This is a genomic window from Pseudomonas sp. ZL2, assembly GCF_054788455.1.
This window is the reverse complement of record NZ_JBGOGX010000026.1, coordinates 39,957-56,400: the sequence shown is the minus strand read 5'-3', so window position 1 is coordinate 56,400 and position 16,444 is coordinate 39,957. Positions and strand designations below refer to the sequence as shown.

The following is a 16,444-nucleotide window of genomic DNA, read 5'->3' as shown; positions in this document are numbered from 1 at the left end:
TTGTGTCATATAGCCTTGATTGTGTCATGAGATTGACCACCCCGTCACCTTCCAAGCAACCGGGGTGGGCCAGCCGTGACAATCCATCACGCCACCGAGGATAGCCCCATGACCAAGACAATGGCACTCCCCAAGGACCAACTGATCCAGAAGGCCCTTAAGCAGATGCAAGGCTCGCTTGCCGATAATACGTGGACTGTGCGCGAAAAGCTGGCATTGACCTGCCGGATTCTGTTCGACAACGGCCACGACTCCGGCCTTGCCGGGCAAATCAGCGCCCGCGGTCCGCAACCGGGCACCTTCTACACCCAGCAACTGGGCCTGGGATTCGACGAAATCACTGCCAGCAACCTGTTGCTGGTCAACGAAGACCTGGAAGTGCTCGAAGGACAGGGCATGCCCAACCCGGCCAACCGCTTCCACAGCTGGGTGTACCGCGCGCGGCCGGATGTGAACTGCATCATCCACACCCACCCGACCCACGTCGCCGCCCTGTCGATGCTCGAAGTGCCGCTTGAGGTGTCGCACATGGACCTCTGCCCGCTGTACGACGATTGCGCGTTTCTCGAAGCCTGGCCCGGCGTGCCGGTGGGCAACGAAGAAGGCGAGATCATCAGTGCAGCCCTGGGCGACAAGCGCGCCATCCTGCTCTCGCACCACGGCCAGTTGTCGACCGGCGCCAGCATCGAGGAAGCCTGCGTGATTGCCCAGTTGATCGAGCGCGCCGCCAAGCTGCAACTGCTGGCCATGGCCGCCGGCAGCATCAAGCCGATTGCCCCTGAGCTGGGCCGTGAAGCCCATGACTGGATCTCCCGGCCCAAACGCCACAGCGCTGCCTTTAACTACTATGCGCGCCAGTGCCTGCGGGTGCATGGCGACTGCCTGAACTGATCCGAGCTTTTTTACTTACCTTGCGGAGTAGATTTCATGTCCAAGACTTTTCACGGCATCATCGGCTACACCATCACCCCGTTCAGTGCCGACGGCGAGCAGCTTGACCTCGACGCCCTCGGCCGCTCGATCGACCGCCTGATCGACGGCGGCGTGCATGCCATCGCCCCCCTCGGCAGCACCGGCGAAGGCGCCTACCTGAGCGACCTGGAATGGCAACAGGTGGCCGCGTTCAGCCTGCGCCACATTGCCGGGCGGGTACCGACCATCGTCAGCGTCTCCGACCTGACCACCGCCGGCGCCATTCGCCGTGCGCGCTTTGCCCAGGAACACGGCGCCGATGCGGTGATGGTGCTGCCGGCGGCCTACTGGAAGCTCACCGAAGCGGAGATTTTCGAGCACTACCGAGCGATTGGCGCCAGCATCAAGCTGCCGATCATGCTCTACAACAACCCGGCCACCAGCGGTACCGACATGTCGGTGGAGCTGATCCTGCGCATCGTGCGCGAGGTCGAGAACGTCACCATGGTCAAGGAGAGCACCGGCGACATCCAGCGCATGCACAAGCTGCAGTTGCTCGGCGAGGGCAAGGTACCGTTCTACAACGGTTGCAACCCGTTGGCCCTGGAGGCATTCGTGGCCGGCGCCAGCGGCTGGTGCACCGCCGCACCGAACCTGATCCCCACGCTGAACCAGCAGCTGTACCAGGCCGTGCAGGCCAACGACCTGAACGCGGCCAAGGCGGTGTTCTACCGTCAACTGCCACTGTTGGAGTTCATCCTCAAGGGTGGCCTGCCGGCAACCATCAAGGCCGGGCTGGGCATGACCGGTTTGCCGGTGGGTGAACCGCGGCGGCCGGTATTCGCCCTCGACACTGCAGGCCAGGCGCGCTTGCAGCAGTTGCTCAAGCAAATGCCGTAGCGGCGCTGCAGCAACCCGGCACTGAGGCAGTGTCGGGTCCCCCCCCATAGTCGCCAGCCAGTTAGGGAGAAGTCTGACGCCGCGTAATGAAAACCCATCTGGGTACACTGTCCCGTCGTTTCTATCATCGGCTGCTCCCCTTCCATGACAGGACAGTCATCATGAGCACCCGCAGTTTTTCAGGCTACACATTGGGCATACTCGCCTCGGCCGTGCTGATTGCCAGCAGCGCCCTCGCCGCTCCGCTGACCCGCGACAACGGCGCCCCGGTAGGCGACAACCAGAACTCGCAGACTGCCGGCGGCACTGGCCCCGCCCTGCTGCAGGATGTGCAGTTGATCCAGAAGCTTCAGCGCTTCGACCGCGAGCGCATACCTGAGCGTGTCGTTCATGCCCGCGGTACCGGTGCCCATGGCGAGTTCATCGCCTCCAGCGACATTTCCGAGCTGACCCGGGCCAAGGTGTTCACCCCGGGGGAGCGAACCCCGGTGTTCGTGCGCTTCTCTTCGGTGGTGCACGGCCTGCATTCACCAGAAACCCTGCGCGACCCGCGCGGTTTTGCCACCCGTTTTTACACCGCCGATGGCAACTGGGACCTGGTCGGCAACAACTTCCCGACCTTCTTCATCCGCGATGCGATCAAGTTCCCCGACATGGTCCACGCCTTCAAGCCCGACCCGCGCACCAACCTGGGCAACGACGCCCGGCGCTTCGACCTGCTCTCGCATATGCCCGAAGCCACCCGCACCCTGACCCTGCTCTACTCCAACGAAGGCACGCCACTGAGCTACCGGCACATGGACGGCAACAGTGTTCACGCCTACAAGTTCGTCAACAGGGATGGCGAAACCACCTACGTGAAGTTCCGCTGGAAAACCTTGCAAGGTCAGAAGAACCTCAACCCCGGCGAAGTGGCCAAGCTGCAGGGCCATGACTTCAGCCACATGACCACCGACCTGGTCAATTCCATCAACCGCGGCGACCATCCGAAGTGGGACCTGTATATCCAGACCCTCAAGCCCGAGCAACTGGCAGGTTTTGACTTCGATCCGCTGGACCCTACCAAGATCTGGCCAGGGGTACCTGAGCGCAAAGTCGGGCAGATGGTGCTCAAGCGCAATGTCGGCAACTACTTCCAGGAAACCGAACAGGTGGCGCTGGCGCCTTCGAACCTGATTCCGGGCATCGAGCCCTCGGAAGACCGCCTGCTACAGGGCCGGCTGTTCTCTTATGCCGACACCCAGATGTACCGGGTTGGCGCCAACGCCGCCGGCTTGCCGATCAACCAGCCCAGGGTCAAGGTCAACAACGGCAACCAGGATGGCGCCCTGAATGCGTCGCGCACGGTCGGCGGGGTCAATTACGAGCCCAGCCGCCTGATGCCGCGCCCGTCGACCGAGTCAGCGCGCTACAGCCCGTTGCCCTTGAGCGGCAGTACCCAGCAACAGGGCATCGAGCGTCAGCAGAACTTCAGGCAGGCTGGCGAGCTGTTCCGTTCTTACGACAGCAAAAACCGCCGCGACCTGATCAACAGCTTCGGCCAGTCGCTGGCCAGCAGCGATGACGAAAGCAAGCACACCATCCTCTCGTACCTGTACAAGGCCGACCCGGAGTATGGCAAGGGGGTGGCCAAGGTTGCCGGTGGCGACCTGGTCAGGGTCAAGCAACTGGCGGCGCAGCTGCAGGACTGAGCATGCGCTGGCGGTAACTGCCGGGGCTCTCGCCGGTCCACTTCTTGAACGCTCGGTGAAACGCACTGGGCTCCTGGAAACCGGTGTGCTCGGCGACTTCGGCAATACTCAGGTGCGTCTGGCGCAGGCATTCGAACGCCATGGCCCGGCGCACCTCGTCCTTGATCTGCTGGTACGAGCGGCCCTCACGCTCCAGTTGGCGGCGAAAGCTGCTGGGGCTCAGGCCCTGGCGTTCGGCCATGGCCAGCAGGGTCGGCCACTGGCCATACTGGCGGGCGCGCAGGTAGCGATACACCTGGGCCACCTGGCCATTCTGGTTGCGGTAGCGAATCACCAGCCATTGCGGGGCGCTGCGCAGGAAGGTCTTAAGCGCCGCCAGGTCCTGGACCACCGGCAAGCGCAGGTAATCGGCAGCAAACTCGATCTCGGTACGGCCACTGCCCAGTTGCACGTTGGCGCCCCACAGCAATGGGTCATCCTCCTGGGCCGGGCGCGTGTCGGCCAGCGCCGTGCGGTCGATCACGATGCGTCGCCCGGCCAGCCAGCACAGCAGGCTGATCACCAGGGCGAGGAAGGTTTCTTCGGCGTACACCCGGGTCAGCGGATCTTCGATGCCGGTGCGCAGGCTGATCACCGCGCGCCCGCCCTTGATCGTCAACTGCCCGCGAATATCGCGCAGGAACAGCGCAAAGTTGTTCAGGCACTGGCGCAGGGCCTTTTCCAGGGTCGGCTCCTGGATCAGCCCCCGGCAGATGAGGGCAAAGCTGCCCTGGGGCATGCCATGGCTGTCGAGGTTGAAGAACTCGTCGTTCAATGCTTCGATCAGCAGCAACCACAGTCGCGCAAACGCCGGCGCCGGTACGCGCGCAACGGACGACTCCAAGACCGCCTGATCGATACCGGCCTCGGCCAGCAACGCGGCCGCCCGCTCAGGCTGGGCGCGCAAAGCATGGAGCATGGTACGAACGAAATAAACGGCGACTGTATCGTTTTCCCGCATGGCGGTTTCCGCAAGGGTGTGGCAAAAAATACCAGTGTCACTGGACAGTTATGGCATAGGCCCGCGCGCAGGCTTTGCCTAGACTCAAAGCCAACCTGAAGGTGGCTGTGGGCAGCATTCTGGCAGACGCCGGCCCTGCCCCGCCACGCTTTCGCACACTGGAGTCGCTCATGAATACCCCGGACATCTATGTAGTCAGCGCCGTACGCTCGGCCATCGGCAGCTTCGGCGGCGCCCTCAAGGACCTGCCCCTGGCGGACCTGGCCAGCAGCGTGACCCGCGCCGCCATCGAACGCGCAGGCGTGGCGCCTGAGCAGATCGGCCATGTGGTCATGGGCAACGTAATCCCTACCGAGGCGCGCGACGCCTACCTGGCGCGGGTCGCGGCAATGAATGCCGGCATCCCCAAGGAGACCCCGGCATTCAACGTCAACCGCCTGTGCGGCTCGGGCCTGCAGGCCATCGTTTCGGCGGCGCAAAGCCTGCTGCTGGGCGACGCTGAAGCAGTCGTCGCCGCGGGCGCCGAATCCATGAGCCGCGGCCCTTACCTGCTGCCGCAAGCCCGCTGGGGCGCGCGCATGGGTGATCTGCAGGGTATCGACTACATGCTCGGCATCCTCCACGACCCCTTCGCCGGCTTCCATATGGGTATCACTGCCGAGAACGTTGCCGAACGCAATGGCATCACCCGGCAGATGCAGGACGAACTGGCCCTGACCAGCCAGCGCCGCGCTGCCCGCGCCATCGCCGAGGGCCGCTTCGCCAGCCAGATCGTGCCGATCGAGATTCCCAGCCGCAAAGGCCCGGTACGCTTCGAAGTCGATGAGCACGTGCGTGGCGAGGTGACTGCCGAGCAGTTGGCCGGCATGAAGGCTGTATTCAAGAAAGACGGCACGGTCACCGCCGGCAACGCCAGCGGCCTGAACGACGGCGCCGGTGCCCTGGTGCTGGCCACCGGTGACTTCGTCAAACGCCATAACCTGCAGCCCTTGGCCCGCCTGGTGGCCTACGCGCACGCTGGCGTCGAGCCGGAGCTGATGGGCCTGGGCCCGGTACCGGCGACCCGCAAGGTACTCGACAAGGCCGGCCTGAGCGTTGCCGACCTCGACGTGATCGAGTCCAACGAAGCCTTCGCCGCGCAAGCCTGCGCCGTCGCCGGTGAACTGGGCTTCGACCCGGAAAAGGTCAACCCCAACGGTTCGGGCATTTCCCTCGGCCACCCGGTCGGCGCCACCGGGGCGATCATCGCCACCAAGGCCATTCATGAACTGCAGCGCATCCAGGGCCGTTACGCCCTGGCAACCATGTGCATCGGCGGTGGCCAGGGTATCGCCATCGTCTTCGAACGCGTCTGAGCAAGGAGTACAAGGTGAGTATTGAGAATATTGCGGTGATCGGCGCTGGCACCATGGGCAACGGCATTGCCCAGGTGTGTGCGGTGGCCGGTTACCAGGTGACCCTGATCGATGTCTCCGACGCCGCCCTCGAGCGTGGTGTAGCCACCCTGCGCAAGAACCTCGAGCGTCAGGTCAGCAAGCAGACCCTGGCCGCTGAAGATGCCGAGGCCGCCGTGGCGCGCATCCGCACCAGCACCGACTACGCGCAACTGCAACAGGCCGAGCTGGTGATCGAGGCTGCCACCGAGAACCTCGACCTGAAGCTGCGCATCCTCAAGCAGATCGCCGCCAGCGTCAGCGACCAGTGCGTGATTGCCACCAACACTTCTTCGCTGTCGATCACCCAGTTGGGCGCGGCGGTCAGCCAGCCTGAGCGCTTCATTGGCGTGCACTTCTTCAACCCGGTGCCGATGATGGCCCTGGTCGAGATCATCCGCGGCCTGCAAACCAATGATGCCACCTACGCCAAGGCCCTGGCCCTGACCGAAAAGGTCGGCAAGACGCCGATCAGCGCCGGCAACCGCCCGGGCTTTGTGGTCAACCGCATTCTGGTGCCGATGATCAACGAAGCGATCTTCGTGCTCCAGGAAGGCCTGGCCAGCGCCGAAGACATCGACACCGGCATGCGCCTGGGCTGCAACCAGCCGATCGGCCCGCTGGCCCTGGCCGACCTGATCGGCCTGGACACCCTGCTGGCGATCATCGAGGCCTTCCACGAAGGCTACAACGACAGCAAATATCGCCCTGCTCCGCTGCTCAAGGAAATGGTTGCCGCCGGCTACCTGGGGCGCAAGAGCGGTCGCGGTTTCTTCACCTACTAGGGAGCCCTGCCATGGACGCCGCTTTGCGCTGTGCGAACTTTGAAGAGCGGCGTGACAAGGCCCTGGAACTGTTCGCCGAGAAGGGTTTCGGCCAGGTCAGCATGCGTGAACTGGCCGCCCACCTGGGGCTGACGGCAGGCTCCTTGTACCACCACTTTCCGAGCAAGCAGCACTTGCTGTTCGATCTGATCGAGGAGTTGTTCGAAGAGCTGCTTGCGACCCTTAACCCGGGGCGGCGCAGCCAGCAGCAGACCCTGGGCGAAGTGATTGCCGCCCACTGGAGCTTGCATGCTGAGCGGCCGTTGCAGTTTCGACTGGCCGAGCGTGACCTGTGTTGTTTGAGTATCGAGCAACAGGCGCGCATCGGCCAACTGCGTCACCAGTATGAAGGCGCCCTGCTGCGTCTGCTGGTGCCCAAGGCAACCCTGCGCGGCAAGGCATTGCAAGCCACCGCCCATGTCATCGCCAACCTGCTCAACAGCCTGCCCGGCTGGCTGCAAACCTCACAACTGCCCCAGGCCCAGGGCCTGGCGCTAATGGAAAGCATGCTCCTGGGCGGGATCGAGCGAACCCTGCGCGGTGAAAGCCTGAACTCGATGGCCTGAGTCACCAGGCGCCGTAGGGGATGCCATGGGTGTCGATGTAGGTTTGGGACTCGGGTTCCAGTGGTAGATAACTGTCGTCCGATGGCACGCTGCGACCGACTGCGCGTGTGATCTGGATGCGGTCCAGACAAACACCCCGTAGCCAGGCCTGGGCGATGCCGCCTGGGGCCAGGCCGATGGTAAGGTAGTTGCGATACTGAGCAACCACCTTGCCGTCCAATCGGCAATAGACCCTATCCGATGTCAACATGGTTTTGCGAGCGGATTCCGGTATCTCGATGATCACGTCGTAGGTTTTCATTTCAGCCAGCGACTGCCATCGAACACGGATCATCTTGGGCAGATTACTGCCGCTCATGTACTTCCCCGAGCCAACACCGGTACGTACAGACCAGCCATCCTCAGGTCTGTGCGAAAAGTCCATCCTGGCTCCCCCGCCCATTACCCTCCAGAATCCCCGATCGCGAACATCCAGAACATCAGCGGCCTCTATCCAGACGGCCATGTGGGTGGGCGCCACAAAACCCAGGTACCAGGCGTCATACGGCAGATGAGATACACCTCGTTTGGCACAACCGGTCATGATCAAGAAAACACAAAGTAGCGCTGTTCGAAGTCTTCTACTCATTGGGGTATACGCTACGTTTGCCGCTGTCATTGGGACGATGGATAAACATCACATCAGCACTATCTCTGATGGGATAGCCCGCTGGATTCCAATGTGCCGACAAGTGGATGTACTTGGTCCGAAGTAACTTCTCTTCCTCCCAAACAAGTTCAGGGCTGTTGGTGTCACCCACGGCATAAGCCATTAACTTGCGTGTTATCCCTTGTAGCTCGTCCGGAAGCACCCATGCCTTCTGCTCTCGAATCTCGTTGAACGGCACCCCTTCACGGATGGCCAACTCGCGCATGACGCGTAGATACGCAAGGGAAAGATCCGCCAGCACCTCCCGCTCACAGCGTAGGAACGCATACACCCGCTTCTGTGGAGAGATGTCACGATTGGGTAAAAACGGTAGGTCGATGGACCAGACAATGATGTCGACCTGTAAATTCAGCCCCTCCCAAACAAGCCGATTACGCAGGTAATCCTCCTGAACGTTCAGGTAAGCCTGGCTTCGCTCATCGGGCACGCCTCGCAACTCGGTACTGCTACGCGGACGCGTCAGCAGAACCTTCTCTCGCATCCGCGGCAAGTAACCTCCGCCCACGTCCGAGTGGGCGCCGGGGACGACAATGTCGTTATCTGTTCGTGTCAGCGGGAAGTTCTTGCGTCGCTCGTCTCGCGCCACCAACTGCACAACCTTTTTCGCACCGCCCGGCGCGAGTCGCATGTTGACACCGGAGTAGCGGGCATTAGCCGGGCTGAAATTCCCTTCAAGTACCGACACGATGGCCGCCACAGAATCAAACAAGCCAATAAAGTTGATGCCAAGGCTTCGGCGTGTGTTCCAATCAAACTGATCGCAAAACACCTCCATATGCCTGGGCCAGATTTGCGCCAGGTGACTTTTGCCACCCTTGGCCAAATCGTTGGCAAAGTGACGGGCTGCGGCCGCGCCTCGACTAAAGCCAAAAAGATCGAACTCCAGGCGAATGATGCGTGCCTGTGAAACGACACTAAGCCATGCTCTTATCTGGTCCAGTACTCTCTGATGGGCCTCTTCAGCACGAGCGACAACACCCCCGGAGTAACGTCCGGTTGCCTGACTTAACGCCGAGTCCTGTTGACCTGCGGTAGTGCCTATACCGTCGATGTAGACCTTGAGTACATCCCGGCGCCTGCCCTGCTGCTCTCCACCCAGCACCCGATCCTGATACAACTCATACAACCGCGCCACATTGGTCATATCATTGCCATAGCTGTTATCCGGCACATTCCCCTGCCCGTCATAGCCATACCTGGCGCAATGGCGACGCACTTCTTCGGCCTCTTCTTCCAGTTCTACATCCCGGGCAAAGCACTGGGCGACGGTGGCGCTGTTGGCCAGGTTGTTGCCCGTGCCATCAAAGAACACGCCGATGCGCAGGGTGACGCCATCGTCTACCTCGACTTCTTCCTCCTCTTCTTCGAGGGCAATTGCCGGCGGCAGCGATCGCCCGGTGGTGGTCAAGCCCATGCGCGCCCGCTGTTGGCTGGCGATCAGCGTGTGGCTGCCATAGGGGCAGGCGCAGCGCACCAGGTGACCTTCGCCGGCCACCGGTTGGCCGCTTACCTTGTAGGCCGGGTTGCCCTGGGCAATTTCGCCGGTACGCTGGCAGCGAGGGCAATAGACCGGGTCGCCCATGCGTGCGATGGGCCGACCGCCAAGCGGATGCTTTGCGCAGCCGCCGCGTACTTCACCACCGGTGCTGGTGGCGTCTCCTTTGCGAACGATAAAGCGCATGCGCCGATTCCCTGTGGCGACTCACAAGGATGTTATCGGACGCTTTTTGCACGGTGGGGAACATCAGCCACCCATGCTCGATGGCGTGGGAAGTGTCAGCAGGCTCCTAGCGCAATTGCTCCTGAATCTGGTCACGCAAGCTGTCCAGATCAAAGGGCTTGGCCAGGATCGGCGCCTTGAAGGCGATCGGGCTGCCTGATTCGCGGATTTCCGCCGGATAGCCGCTGATGAAAATCACCTTAAGGTCCGGGCGCATCTTGACCGCAGGTTCGGCGATCTGCACCCCGGAGATCCCTCCCGGCAAACGAAAATCGGTGACAATCAGGTCCAGGTGCGGCTTGCTTGCCAGAATCTTGAAGGCTTGCTCACCGTTCTCCGCCACCAGCACGTGGTAACCCTCACCCTTGAGGTAGTCCTCGAGAATCATGCGAATCACCGGTTCGTCTTCGACCACCAGTACTACGTCTTGCGCATCTTCACTCATGCCAATGCCTTGTTCTATAAATCGTTTGGTTACATCGCAGTATGACCCCGGCCTCATGCAGAGGTTGCCTGCTACCGGTCATTTTCTCGCAGTGACTGCGGCAACGGCAGACACACGGTAAAAGTCGCACCCTCGCCTTCGACGCTGTGCACGCTGATGCCGCCGCCATGGGCCAGGACGATCTGCTCGGAGATGTACAGGCCAAGGCCAAGGCCTGCACTGCTCTGGCTGGAAGCGACCCGTTCGAACTGCTGGAAGATCCGTTGCTGGTTGTGCTCGCTGATGCCGATGCCGTGGTCACGCACCTCGACACAGGCCATGCCGCCTTGCTCGAAGGTGCGCACCTGCACCGGGCTTTTCGCCCCGTAGCGCAGGGCATTGGTCAGCAGGTTGGCGACCACCTGTTCGATCCGAAACTCGTCCCAGACACCTGCCAGCGGCACGCCCGCCTCGAACTCGATGCGTGACTCGGCAGCCGCCGCCTGGGCTTCGAAGTTCTCGATCAAGCCGCCCACCAGTTGCCCCAGGTCGAACTGACTGGGGCGGATCGACAGCTTGCCGGTGCGGATCCGCGACACGTCGAGCATGTCCTCGATCAGGCGGATCAGGCTGTTGATCTGCCGCTCGTCGCGCTCGACCATGGCGCGCATCTTGTCCAGGGTAAAGGCATCGGCGTTGTCCTTGGCCAGGTGCAGCTTGCGCAGCTGGGTTTCCAGGATCAGGCCGTTCAGGGGCGTACGCACCTCATGGGAGACGATCGACATGAAGTCATCGCGCATGCGCACCGCGTGTTCCAGTTCGCGGCGGGTCACCTGCAACTGCGCCAGCAGCAGTTCCTGTTCTTCGCGGCTGCGTTCGAGAGCTTCCAGTTGCTGGCCGAGGGCCTTGCGCTGGCGAAACAGGTCGACGAACACCGCCACCTTGCTTTTCACCGCCAGGCTGTCCAGCGGCTTGTGCAGGAAGTCCACCGCGCCGCTTTCGTAGCCCTTGAAGGCGTAGTTCATCTCGCGCCCGGCGGCGCTGACAAAGACAATCGGGATATTCTTGGTCTTCTCGGTGCCGCGCATCAGCTCGGCCAGTTCGAAGCCGTTCATGCCGGGCATCTGCACGTCGAGGATAGCCAGGGCGAACTCGTGCTCGAGCAACAGTGCCAGGGCCTGGTCGGCGGACTGAGCCTGGTGCACCTCGCGGTCTTCGCCCTTGATCAACGCGTCCAGGGCCAGCAGGTTCTCCGGCAGGTCGTCGACGATCAGCAGTTTTGCATGGATGTGGCTTAGCATTCAGGGGCTTCCAGGCTGGCGAGCAATTGCCCGATGCCATTCAAAGGGAGTATGTAATCGGGCTGGTGCAGAGCCAGTGCCGCGCGCGGCATGGTCGACACTTGCGCCTCATGGGGGTCCTGGATAATGGTCCGGCCACCTTGGCGCTTGATCGATGCAAGGCCACGAGCACCGTCTTCATTGGCGCCGGTCAGTAGTACACCGAGCAAGCCCGGGCCATAGGCATCAGCCGCCGACTCGAACAGAACGTCGATCGAGGGCCGGGAAAAATGCACGCGCTCCTCCTGGCTCAGGGACAGGCTATGGTCGCGCTCCACTGACAGGTGGTAGCCGGGGCCCGCCACATAAATGGAGCCGGGCGCGATGTCTTCCTTGTCACGGGCTTCACGCACCGGACGCTTGAGCCTGCGGGCAAAGACCTCGGCCAGGTGGCTGTGGCGATCATCCGGCAGATGCAGCACGCACACCAGCGGAATGCGAAACGCCGGCGGCAAGGCCTGGAACACCGCAAGCAAGGCGCTGACGCCCCCCGCCGAGGCACCAAGGGTAATCGCCTGGACCCCCTTCATGATTTACGGTAGATCCGTTCGGGCTTGACCAGCGCCTCGAACTGGTCGGCATAGGCCGAGAAATCCAGGGTTTCCTTGCTGCCCAGGACCAGAAAACCGCGATGGCACAGCGACTCGTGGAACAGGCCGAAGGCACGGTCCTGCAGGGCCTTGTTGAAGTAGATCAGCACATTGCGGCAGGAGATCAACTGGGTTTCGGAGAATACGCTGTCGGTGGCCAGGCTGTGGTCGGCGAAGGTCACGTTGTCGCGCAGGCTGCTGTCGACGATGGCATTGCCATAGGCCGAGGTGTAGTAGTCGCTGAGCTCGCCGCGGCCCCCGGCCTTGCGGTAGTTCTCGGCATACAGGCGCATGTTCTGCATGCTGTAGATGCCCTGCTTGGCCTTCTCCAGGGAGCTGGGATTGATGTCGGTGGCGTAGATGATGGTGCGTTCCAGCAAGCCTTCTTCGCGCAGCAGGATGGCCATCGAATAGACCTCTTCGCCGGTACTGCAACCGGCGATCCAGATCTTGATCGAAGGCCAGGTGCGCAGCAGCGGCACCACTTCCTGGCGCACCGCGAGAAAGTGCTCGGGGTCGCGGAACATCTCGCTGACCGGGATGGTCAGGAACTGCAGCAACTGCATGAACATGCCCGGATCGTGCAACACCCGCTCCTGCAGGGCCGACACCGTCTTGCAGTCGAACTGGCGCAGTGCGTGCTGGATCCGGCGCTTGATCGAGGCGCCGGAGTAATCGCGAAAGTCATAGCTGTACTTGAGGTAGATCGCCTCGATCAGCAGCCGGATTTCAATGTCGGTGTTGCGTTCGATACTCAAATTCGCTCCAGTTGCGGCAGCCAGACACGGATCAGCGAGAACAGACGGTCAAGGTCGATGGGCTTGGCGAGATAGTCGTTGGCCCCGGCTTGCAGGCAACGCTCCTGGTCATCCTTCATCGCCTTGGCGGTGACGGCGATGATCGGCAGCTTGCGCCAGCGCGGGTCCTTGCGGATCAAACGGGTGGCCTCATAGCCGTCCATCTCCGGCATCATCACGTCCATCAGCACCAGGTCGATGTCCTCGTGCTGTTCCAGGCGCTCGATGGCTTCGCGGCCATTGCGCCCGATCTCGACGATCGCGCCCTTGTGTTCCAGGGCGCTGGTCAGGGCAAAGATGTTACGCACGTCGTCATCCACCAGCAGCAACTTGCGCCCCTCGAAGACCTTGTCGCGGCTGCGCGCGGTCTTGAGCATGCGCTGCCTTTCATGGGACAGCTTGGATTCGACTTTGTGCAGAAAAAGCGTGACTTCATCGAGCAGGCGCTCGGGTGAGCGCGCGCCCTTGATGATGATCGAGCGCGAGTACTTGAGCAGGTCGGCTTCTTCTTCGCGGGTCAGGTTGCGCCCGGTGTAGACGATCACCGGCGGGAACGCGCGGATGTCGTCGTCGGACATGCGCTTGAGCAGCTCGTTGCCAAGCATGTCCGGCAGTTTGAGGTCAATGATCATGCAGTCATAGATGTTCTCGCGCAGCAGGTCCAAGGCCTGCTGGGCCATGCCTACGGCGGTGATCTCGATGTCTTCGTCGCCGATCAGGCGGGCGATGCTTTCGCGCTGCAGGTCGTCATCCTCGACCAGCAGGATGTGCTTGAGCTTCTGGGTCAGCTTGGCCTCCAGGCGGGCGAACACCTGCTTGAGTTCCTCGCGGGTCGCCGGCTTGACCGCATAGCCGATGGCGCCCATGTGCAACGCCGCCTCGACCCGGTCCTCGACCGAGATCACATGCACCGGAATGTGCCGGGTGCTGGCCTGCTCCTTGAGCCGTTGCAGCACGGTCAGGCCGGAATGGTCCGGCAGGCGCATGTCCAGCAGCACCGCATCGGGAATGAAGCTTGCCGCCAGTTCGAAGCCTTCGTCGGCGGCCTGCGCGACGAGGCAGCTGTAGCCCAGCTCATGGGCCAGGTCGTAGAGGATGCGGGCGAAATTCGGCTCGTCCTCGATCACCAGGATGCAGCGGTTGCTGAAGGGTGCCTTGTCGCGGTCGTCGGCGAAGCTTGGCGTCTGGCGTGGCGCCGGTGCTGGCACCACTTCCGGCACGGGTGCTGCGACCACCAGCGCCGGCTGATGAACGATCGCCGCCGGGCGTTGCTCGACAATCGGCTCGTAGCGCTCCGGCAGGACCAGGCTGAACACGCTGCCCTTGCCCAGGCTGCTGTCGACGCTGATCTGGCCACCGAGCAACTGCGCCAGGTCGCGCGAGATCGACAAGCCCAGGCCAGTACCGCCATAACGACGGTTGGTGGTGCCATCGGCCTGATGGAAGGCCTCGAAGATGCTCTGCTGCTGGTCGGCAGCAATGCCGATGCCGCTGTCGCGCACCGAGAAGACGATACCGCTGCCCGCCTGCCAGCCAACGCTCAGGCTGACTTCGCCGCGCTCGGTGAACTTGACCGCATTGGACAGCAGGTTCTTGAGGATCTGTTCCAGGCGTTGGCGATCGGTATACAGGGTTGGCGGCACCTGCGCCTCGACCGAGACCTTGAAGCTCAGGTGCTTTTCGTCGGCCAGTGGTTCGAACAGGTTACGCAGGCCTTCGGCAAGACGCGCCACGTGGGTGGTTTCCGGGCGCACCTCGAGTTTGCCGGCCTCGACCTTGGCGATGTCGAGAATATCGTTGATCAGGTTGAGCAGGTCATTGCCCGCCGAATAGATCGACTCGGCAAACTTGACCTGCTCGCCGGTGAGGTTTTCTTCGGCGTTCTCGGCCAGCAGCTTGGCCAGGATCAGCGAACTGTTGAGCGGCGTGCGCAGCTCGTGGGACATGTTGGCAAGGAACTCGGACTTGTACTTGCTCGAGCGTTGCAAGTCTTCGGCGCGCTCCTGCAGCTCGACCTGGGCCTGGTTCAACTCGCTGTTCTTGCGGTCCAGGGCATCGCGCTGTTCGGCCAGGGCTTCGGTGCGCTCGGCCAGTTGCTCGTTGGTCTGCTCGAGTTCGGCCTGTTGGGTTTCCAGGTTGGCCTGGGACTCCTTGAGCACCCGCGACTGTTCTTCAAGCTCTTCGTTGGCGGTTTTCAGCTCTTCCTGCTGCACCTGCAACTCTTCGTTGAGCTGCTGGGTTTCGGCCAATACCTCCTGCAGGCGCTGACGGTAGCGGGCGCTTTCGATCGACGTCCCCATGTTGGCGGCCACCAGTTCCAGGAACTCGATATCGCGCTCATCCAGGGTGCGCAGGAACCCCAGCTCGACCACGCCGTTGATCTGCCCATCGTTGCTGGTCGGCATCACCAGCACGCTGCGAGGCAAGCCCTCGCCCAAGCCGCTGCTGACCTTGAAATAGTCGCCCGGCAGATCGTCCAGGCGCAGCAGGCGCTCCTGCATGACGGCCTGGGCCAGAATACCTTCCTGGCTGCCGACCACCCGGTCCAGCGCGGCCTGCTCGGCCGACAGCCCATAGGTGGCGACCCGGCGCAAGCCGCCGTGTTCGTCGCGGGCGTACAGGGCGCCCACGGCGCTGCCCAGGTAGACGGCAAAAAAGCGCAGGATATTGTTGCCGAGCATCGGCAGGGTCAACTGCCCCAACACCTGGCCGGCCAGTTCGGTCTGCCCGGTGCGCAGCCAGGCCTGGCGCTCCAGGCGCTGGTTGGCACGTTGCTGGGACTCAAGGCCGCTGGCATAGCTGCTGGACAACGCCAGCAGGTCGCGGCGGCCCAGGTAGGCCAGCAGGCCGCTGAGCAGGATGACAAACACCAGGTAGACGGAAATCGACACCACGGTGGTGGTATTCACCGTTTCGTTGCGCGCGACCCATAGCTGGTGCTCCATGGCAATGAAGGCGTCGAACTCCTTGCGGATCTCGTCGGTCAGGCGCTTGCCCCTTCCCGAGCCAATGGCCTCGCGAAAGTTGCCGTTGTCGCGGCGCAGGCTGATCATGGTGCTGGCAAAGGTGTTCCACTCTTCCTGCAGACCGAGCAGGCGCTCCAGGCGGTCAACCTGCTGCGGGTTGTCCGCCACCATCTGCTCCAGGCCCTTGATACCGGCAACCACCTGCGGCTTGGCCACCTCGTAGGGATCGAGAAAGCGTTCTTCGCCGGTGAGCAGGAAGCCGCGCATGCCGGTTTCCATGTCGATCGACAGCTTGACCGTCTCGTTGGCGTTGTTGATCACCCGATCGGTGTGCTCGACCCACTGGATGGCCGCCAGCAGGTAGCTGATGATGGTGACGAACACCACCGCACTGAGCAGTCCGACCCCCAGGGGCAGGCCGATGTTGCGGGTCAGCAGCTTGCGAAAGCTGCGCTGATCGATTGAGGCTGGTTGAATCATCTCAAGACGCCCGAGCAAAGGTAGCAAACGAAGGAGTGTGGCGGATTTTTCGAGTAATCGTTCTATTTTCCGTGGGAACGGCCATTCTGCCA

General features: G+C 62.4%; 14 protein-coding genes. 6 read left to right on the top strand and 8 right to left on the bottom strand.

The window, feature by feature from the left end; genetic code table 11:
• Positions 1–108 precede the first annotated feature (108 nt).
• The 3 genes from ABM562_RS17685 to ABM562_RS17675 all read left to right on the top strand — a co-directional run bounded on the left by ABM562_RS17685 (position 109) and on the right by ABM562_RS17675 (position 3,503).
• On the top strand, positions 109–891 hold the full coding sequence (locus tag ABM562_RS17685) for an aldolase (protein ID WP_346617184.1): 783 nt from the start codon (positions 109–111) through the stop codon (positions 889–891).
• A gap of 36 nt (positions 892–927) precedes the next feature.
• The gene (locus tag ABM562_RS17680; RefSeq protein ID WP_115086413.1) at positions 928–1,812 is read left to right on the top strand and encodes a dihydrodipicolinate synthase family protein; all 885 of its coding nucleotides are present in this window, start codon (positions 928–930) and stop codon (positions 1,810–1,812) included.
• 161 nt (positions 1,813–1,973) lie between these two features.
• Entirely contained in the window at positions 1,974–3,503 is a 1,530-nt protein-coding gene (locus tag ABM562_RS17675; RefSeq protein ID WP_258579182.1) for a catalase, read from the top strand.
• Here the strand turns inward: ABM562_RS17675 and ABM562_RS17670 are convergent.
• Positions 3,472–4,503, bottom strand: coding sequence for an AraC family transcriptional regulator (locus ABM562_RS17670; protein ID WP_134062398.1), 1,032 nt, complete (start codon positions 4,501–4,503; stop codon positions 3,472–3,474). The genes ABM562_RS17675 and ABM562_RS17670 overlap by 32 nt on opposite strands.
• 170 nt (positions 4,504–4,673) lie before the next feature.
• Here ABM562_RS17670 and ABM562_RS17665 point away from each other — a divergent pair, with 170 nt between their 5' ends.
• From ABM562_RS17665 to ABM562_RS17655, 3 genes are read left to right on the top strand one after another with little or no spacing between them, the layout of a single operon-like run.
• The gene (locus ABM562_RS17665; protein WP_045198067.1) at positions 4,674–5,858 is read left to right on the top strand and encodes an acetyl-CoA C-acyltransferase family protein; all 1,185 of its coding nucleotides are present in this window, start codon (positions 4,674–4,676) and stop codon (positions 5,856–5,858) included.
• Positions 5,859–5,872: 14 nt separating this feature from the next.
• Positions 5,873–6,721, top strand: a complete 849-nt coding sequence (locus tag ABM562_RS17660) for a 3-hydroxybutyryl-CoA dehydrogenase (protein WP_115086410.1) — start codon at positions 5,873–5,875, stop codon at positions 6,719–6,721.
• Between the two features lie 11 nt (positions 6,722–6,732).
• Entirely contained in the window at positions 6,733–7,326 is a 594-nt protein-coding gene (locus ABM562_RS17655; RefSeq protein WP_115086409.1) for a TetR/AcrR family transcriptional regulator, read from the top strand.
• Between the two features lies 1 nt (position 7,327).
• On the opposite strand, the gene ABM562_RS17650 is transcribed toward ABM562_RS17655, so the two are convergent.
• From ABM562_RS17650 to ABM562_RS17620, 7 genes are all read right to left on the bottom strand, one after another.
• On the bottom strand, positions 7,328–7,909 hold the full coding sequence (locus tag ABM562_RS17650; protein ID WP_460422815.1) for a DUF2931 family protein: 582 nt from the start codon (positions 7,907–7,909) through the stop codon (positions 7,328–7,330).
• A 37-nt stretch (positions 7,910–7,946) separates the two neighbouring features.
• Complete coding sequence (locus ABM562_RS17645) at positions 7,947–9,716, bottom strand: PAAR domain-containing protein (protein ID WP_460422797.1); 1,770 nt, start codon at positions 9,714–9,716, stop codon at positions 7,947–7,949.
• 106 nt (positions 9,717–9,822) lie between these two features.
• Positions 9,823–10,200: a response regulator gene (locus tag ABM562_RS17640; RefSeq protein ID WP_115086406.1), complete on the bottom strand. Its 378-nt coding sequence runs from the start codon at positions 10,198–10,200 to the stop codon at positions 9,823–9,825.
• A 71-nt stretch (positions 10,201–10,271) separates the two neighbouring features.
• On the bottom strand, positions 10,272–11,480 hold the full coding sequence (locus ABM562_RS17635; protein ID WP_115086405.1) for a hybrid sensor histidine kinase/response regulator: 1,209 nt from the start codon (positions 11,478–11,480) through the stop codon (positions 10,272–10,274).
• Positions 11,474–12,049 carry a chemotaxis protein CheB gene (locus ABM562_RS17630; RefSeq protein ID WP_460422795.1) on the bottom strand — a complete coding sequence of 192 codons (576 nt, stop codon included), beginning with the start codon at positions 12,047–12,049 and terminating at the stop codon, positions 11,474–11,476. The genes ABM562_RS17635 and ABM562_RS17630 overlap by 7 nt, the downstream gene beginning before the upstream one ends.
• The gene (locus ABM562_RS17625) at positions 12,046–12,867 is read right to left on the bottom strand and encodes a CheR family methyltransferase (protein WP_115086403.1); all 822 of its coding nucleotides are present in this window, start codon (positions 12,865–12,867) and stop codon (positions 12,046–12,048) included. The genes ABM562_RS17630 and ABM562_RS17625 overlap by 4 nt, the downstream gene beginning before the upstream one ends.
• Positions 12,864–16,352: a response regulator gene (locus ABM562_RS17620; RefSeq protein ID WP_460422793.1), complete on the bottom strand. Its 3,489-nt coding sequence runs from the start codon at positions 16,350–16,352 to the stop codon at positions 12,864–12,866. Before ABM562_RS17620 ends, ABM562_RS17625 begins: the two co-directional genes overlap by 4 nt.
• Positions 16,353–16,444: the final 92 nt, after the last annotated feature.

Bases quoted from the DNA above. Each gene is read 5' to 3' on its own strand.
- ABM562_RS17685 (WP_346617184.1), top strand. From the start codon at position 109: ATGACCAAGACAATGGCACTCCCCAAGGACCAACTGATCCAGAAGGCC.
- ABM562_RS17680 (WP_115086413.1), top strand. From the start codon at position 928: ATGTCCAAGACTTTTCACGGCATCATCGGCTACACCATCACCCCGTTC.
- ABM562_RS17675 (WP_258579182.1), top strand. From the start codon at position 1,974: ATGAGCACCCGCAGTTTTTCAGGCTACACATTGGGCATACTCGCCTCG.
- ABM562_RS17670 (WP_134062398.1), bottom strand. From the start codon at position 4,503: ATGCGGGAAAACGATACAGTCGCCGTTTATTTCGTTCGTACCATGCTC.
- ABM562_RS17665 (WP_045198067.1), top strand. From the start codon at position 4,674: ATGAATACCCCGGACATCTATGTAGTCAGCGCCGTACGCTCGGCCATC.
- ABM562_RS17655 (WP_115086409.1), top strand. From the start codon at position 6,733: ATGGACGCCGCTTTGCGCTGTGCGAACTTTGAAGAGCGGCGTGACAAG.
- ABM562_RS17650 (WP_460422815.1), bottom strand. From the start codon at position 7,909: ATGACCGGTTGTGCCAAACGAGGTGTATCTCATCTGCCGTATGACGCC.
- ABM562_RS17645 (WP_460422797.1), bottom strand. From the start codon at position 9,716: ATGCGCTTTATCGTTCGCAAAGGAGACGCCACCAGCACCGGTGGTGAA.
- ABM562_RS17640 (WP_115086406.1), bottom strand. From the start codon at position 10,200: ATGAGTGAAGATGCGCAAGACGTAGTACTGGTGGTCGAAGACGAACCG.
- ABM562_RS17635 (WP_115086405.1), bottom strand. From the start codon at position 11,480: ATGCTAAGCCACATCCATGCAAAACTGCTGATCGTCGACGACCTGCCG.
- ABM562_RS17630 (WP_460422795.1), bottom strand. From the start codon at position 12,049: ATGAAGGGGGTCCAGGCGATTACCCTTGGTGCCTCGGCGGGGGGCGTC.
- ABM562_RS17620 (WP_460422793.1), bottom strand. From the start codon at position 16,352: ATGATTCAACCAGCCTCAATCGATCAGCGCAGCTTTCGCAAGCTGCTG.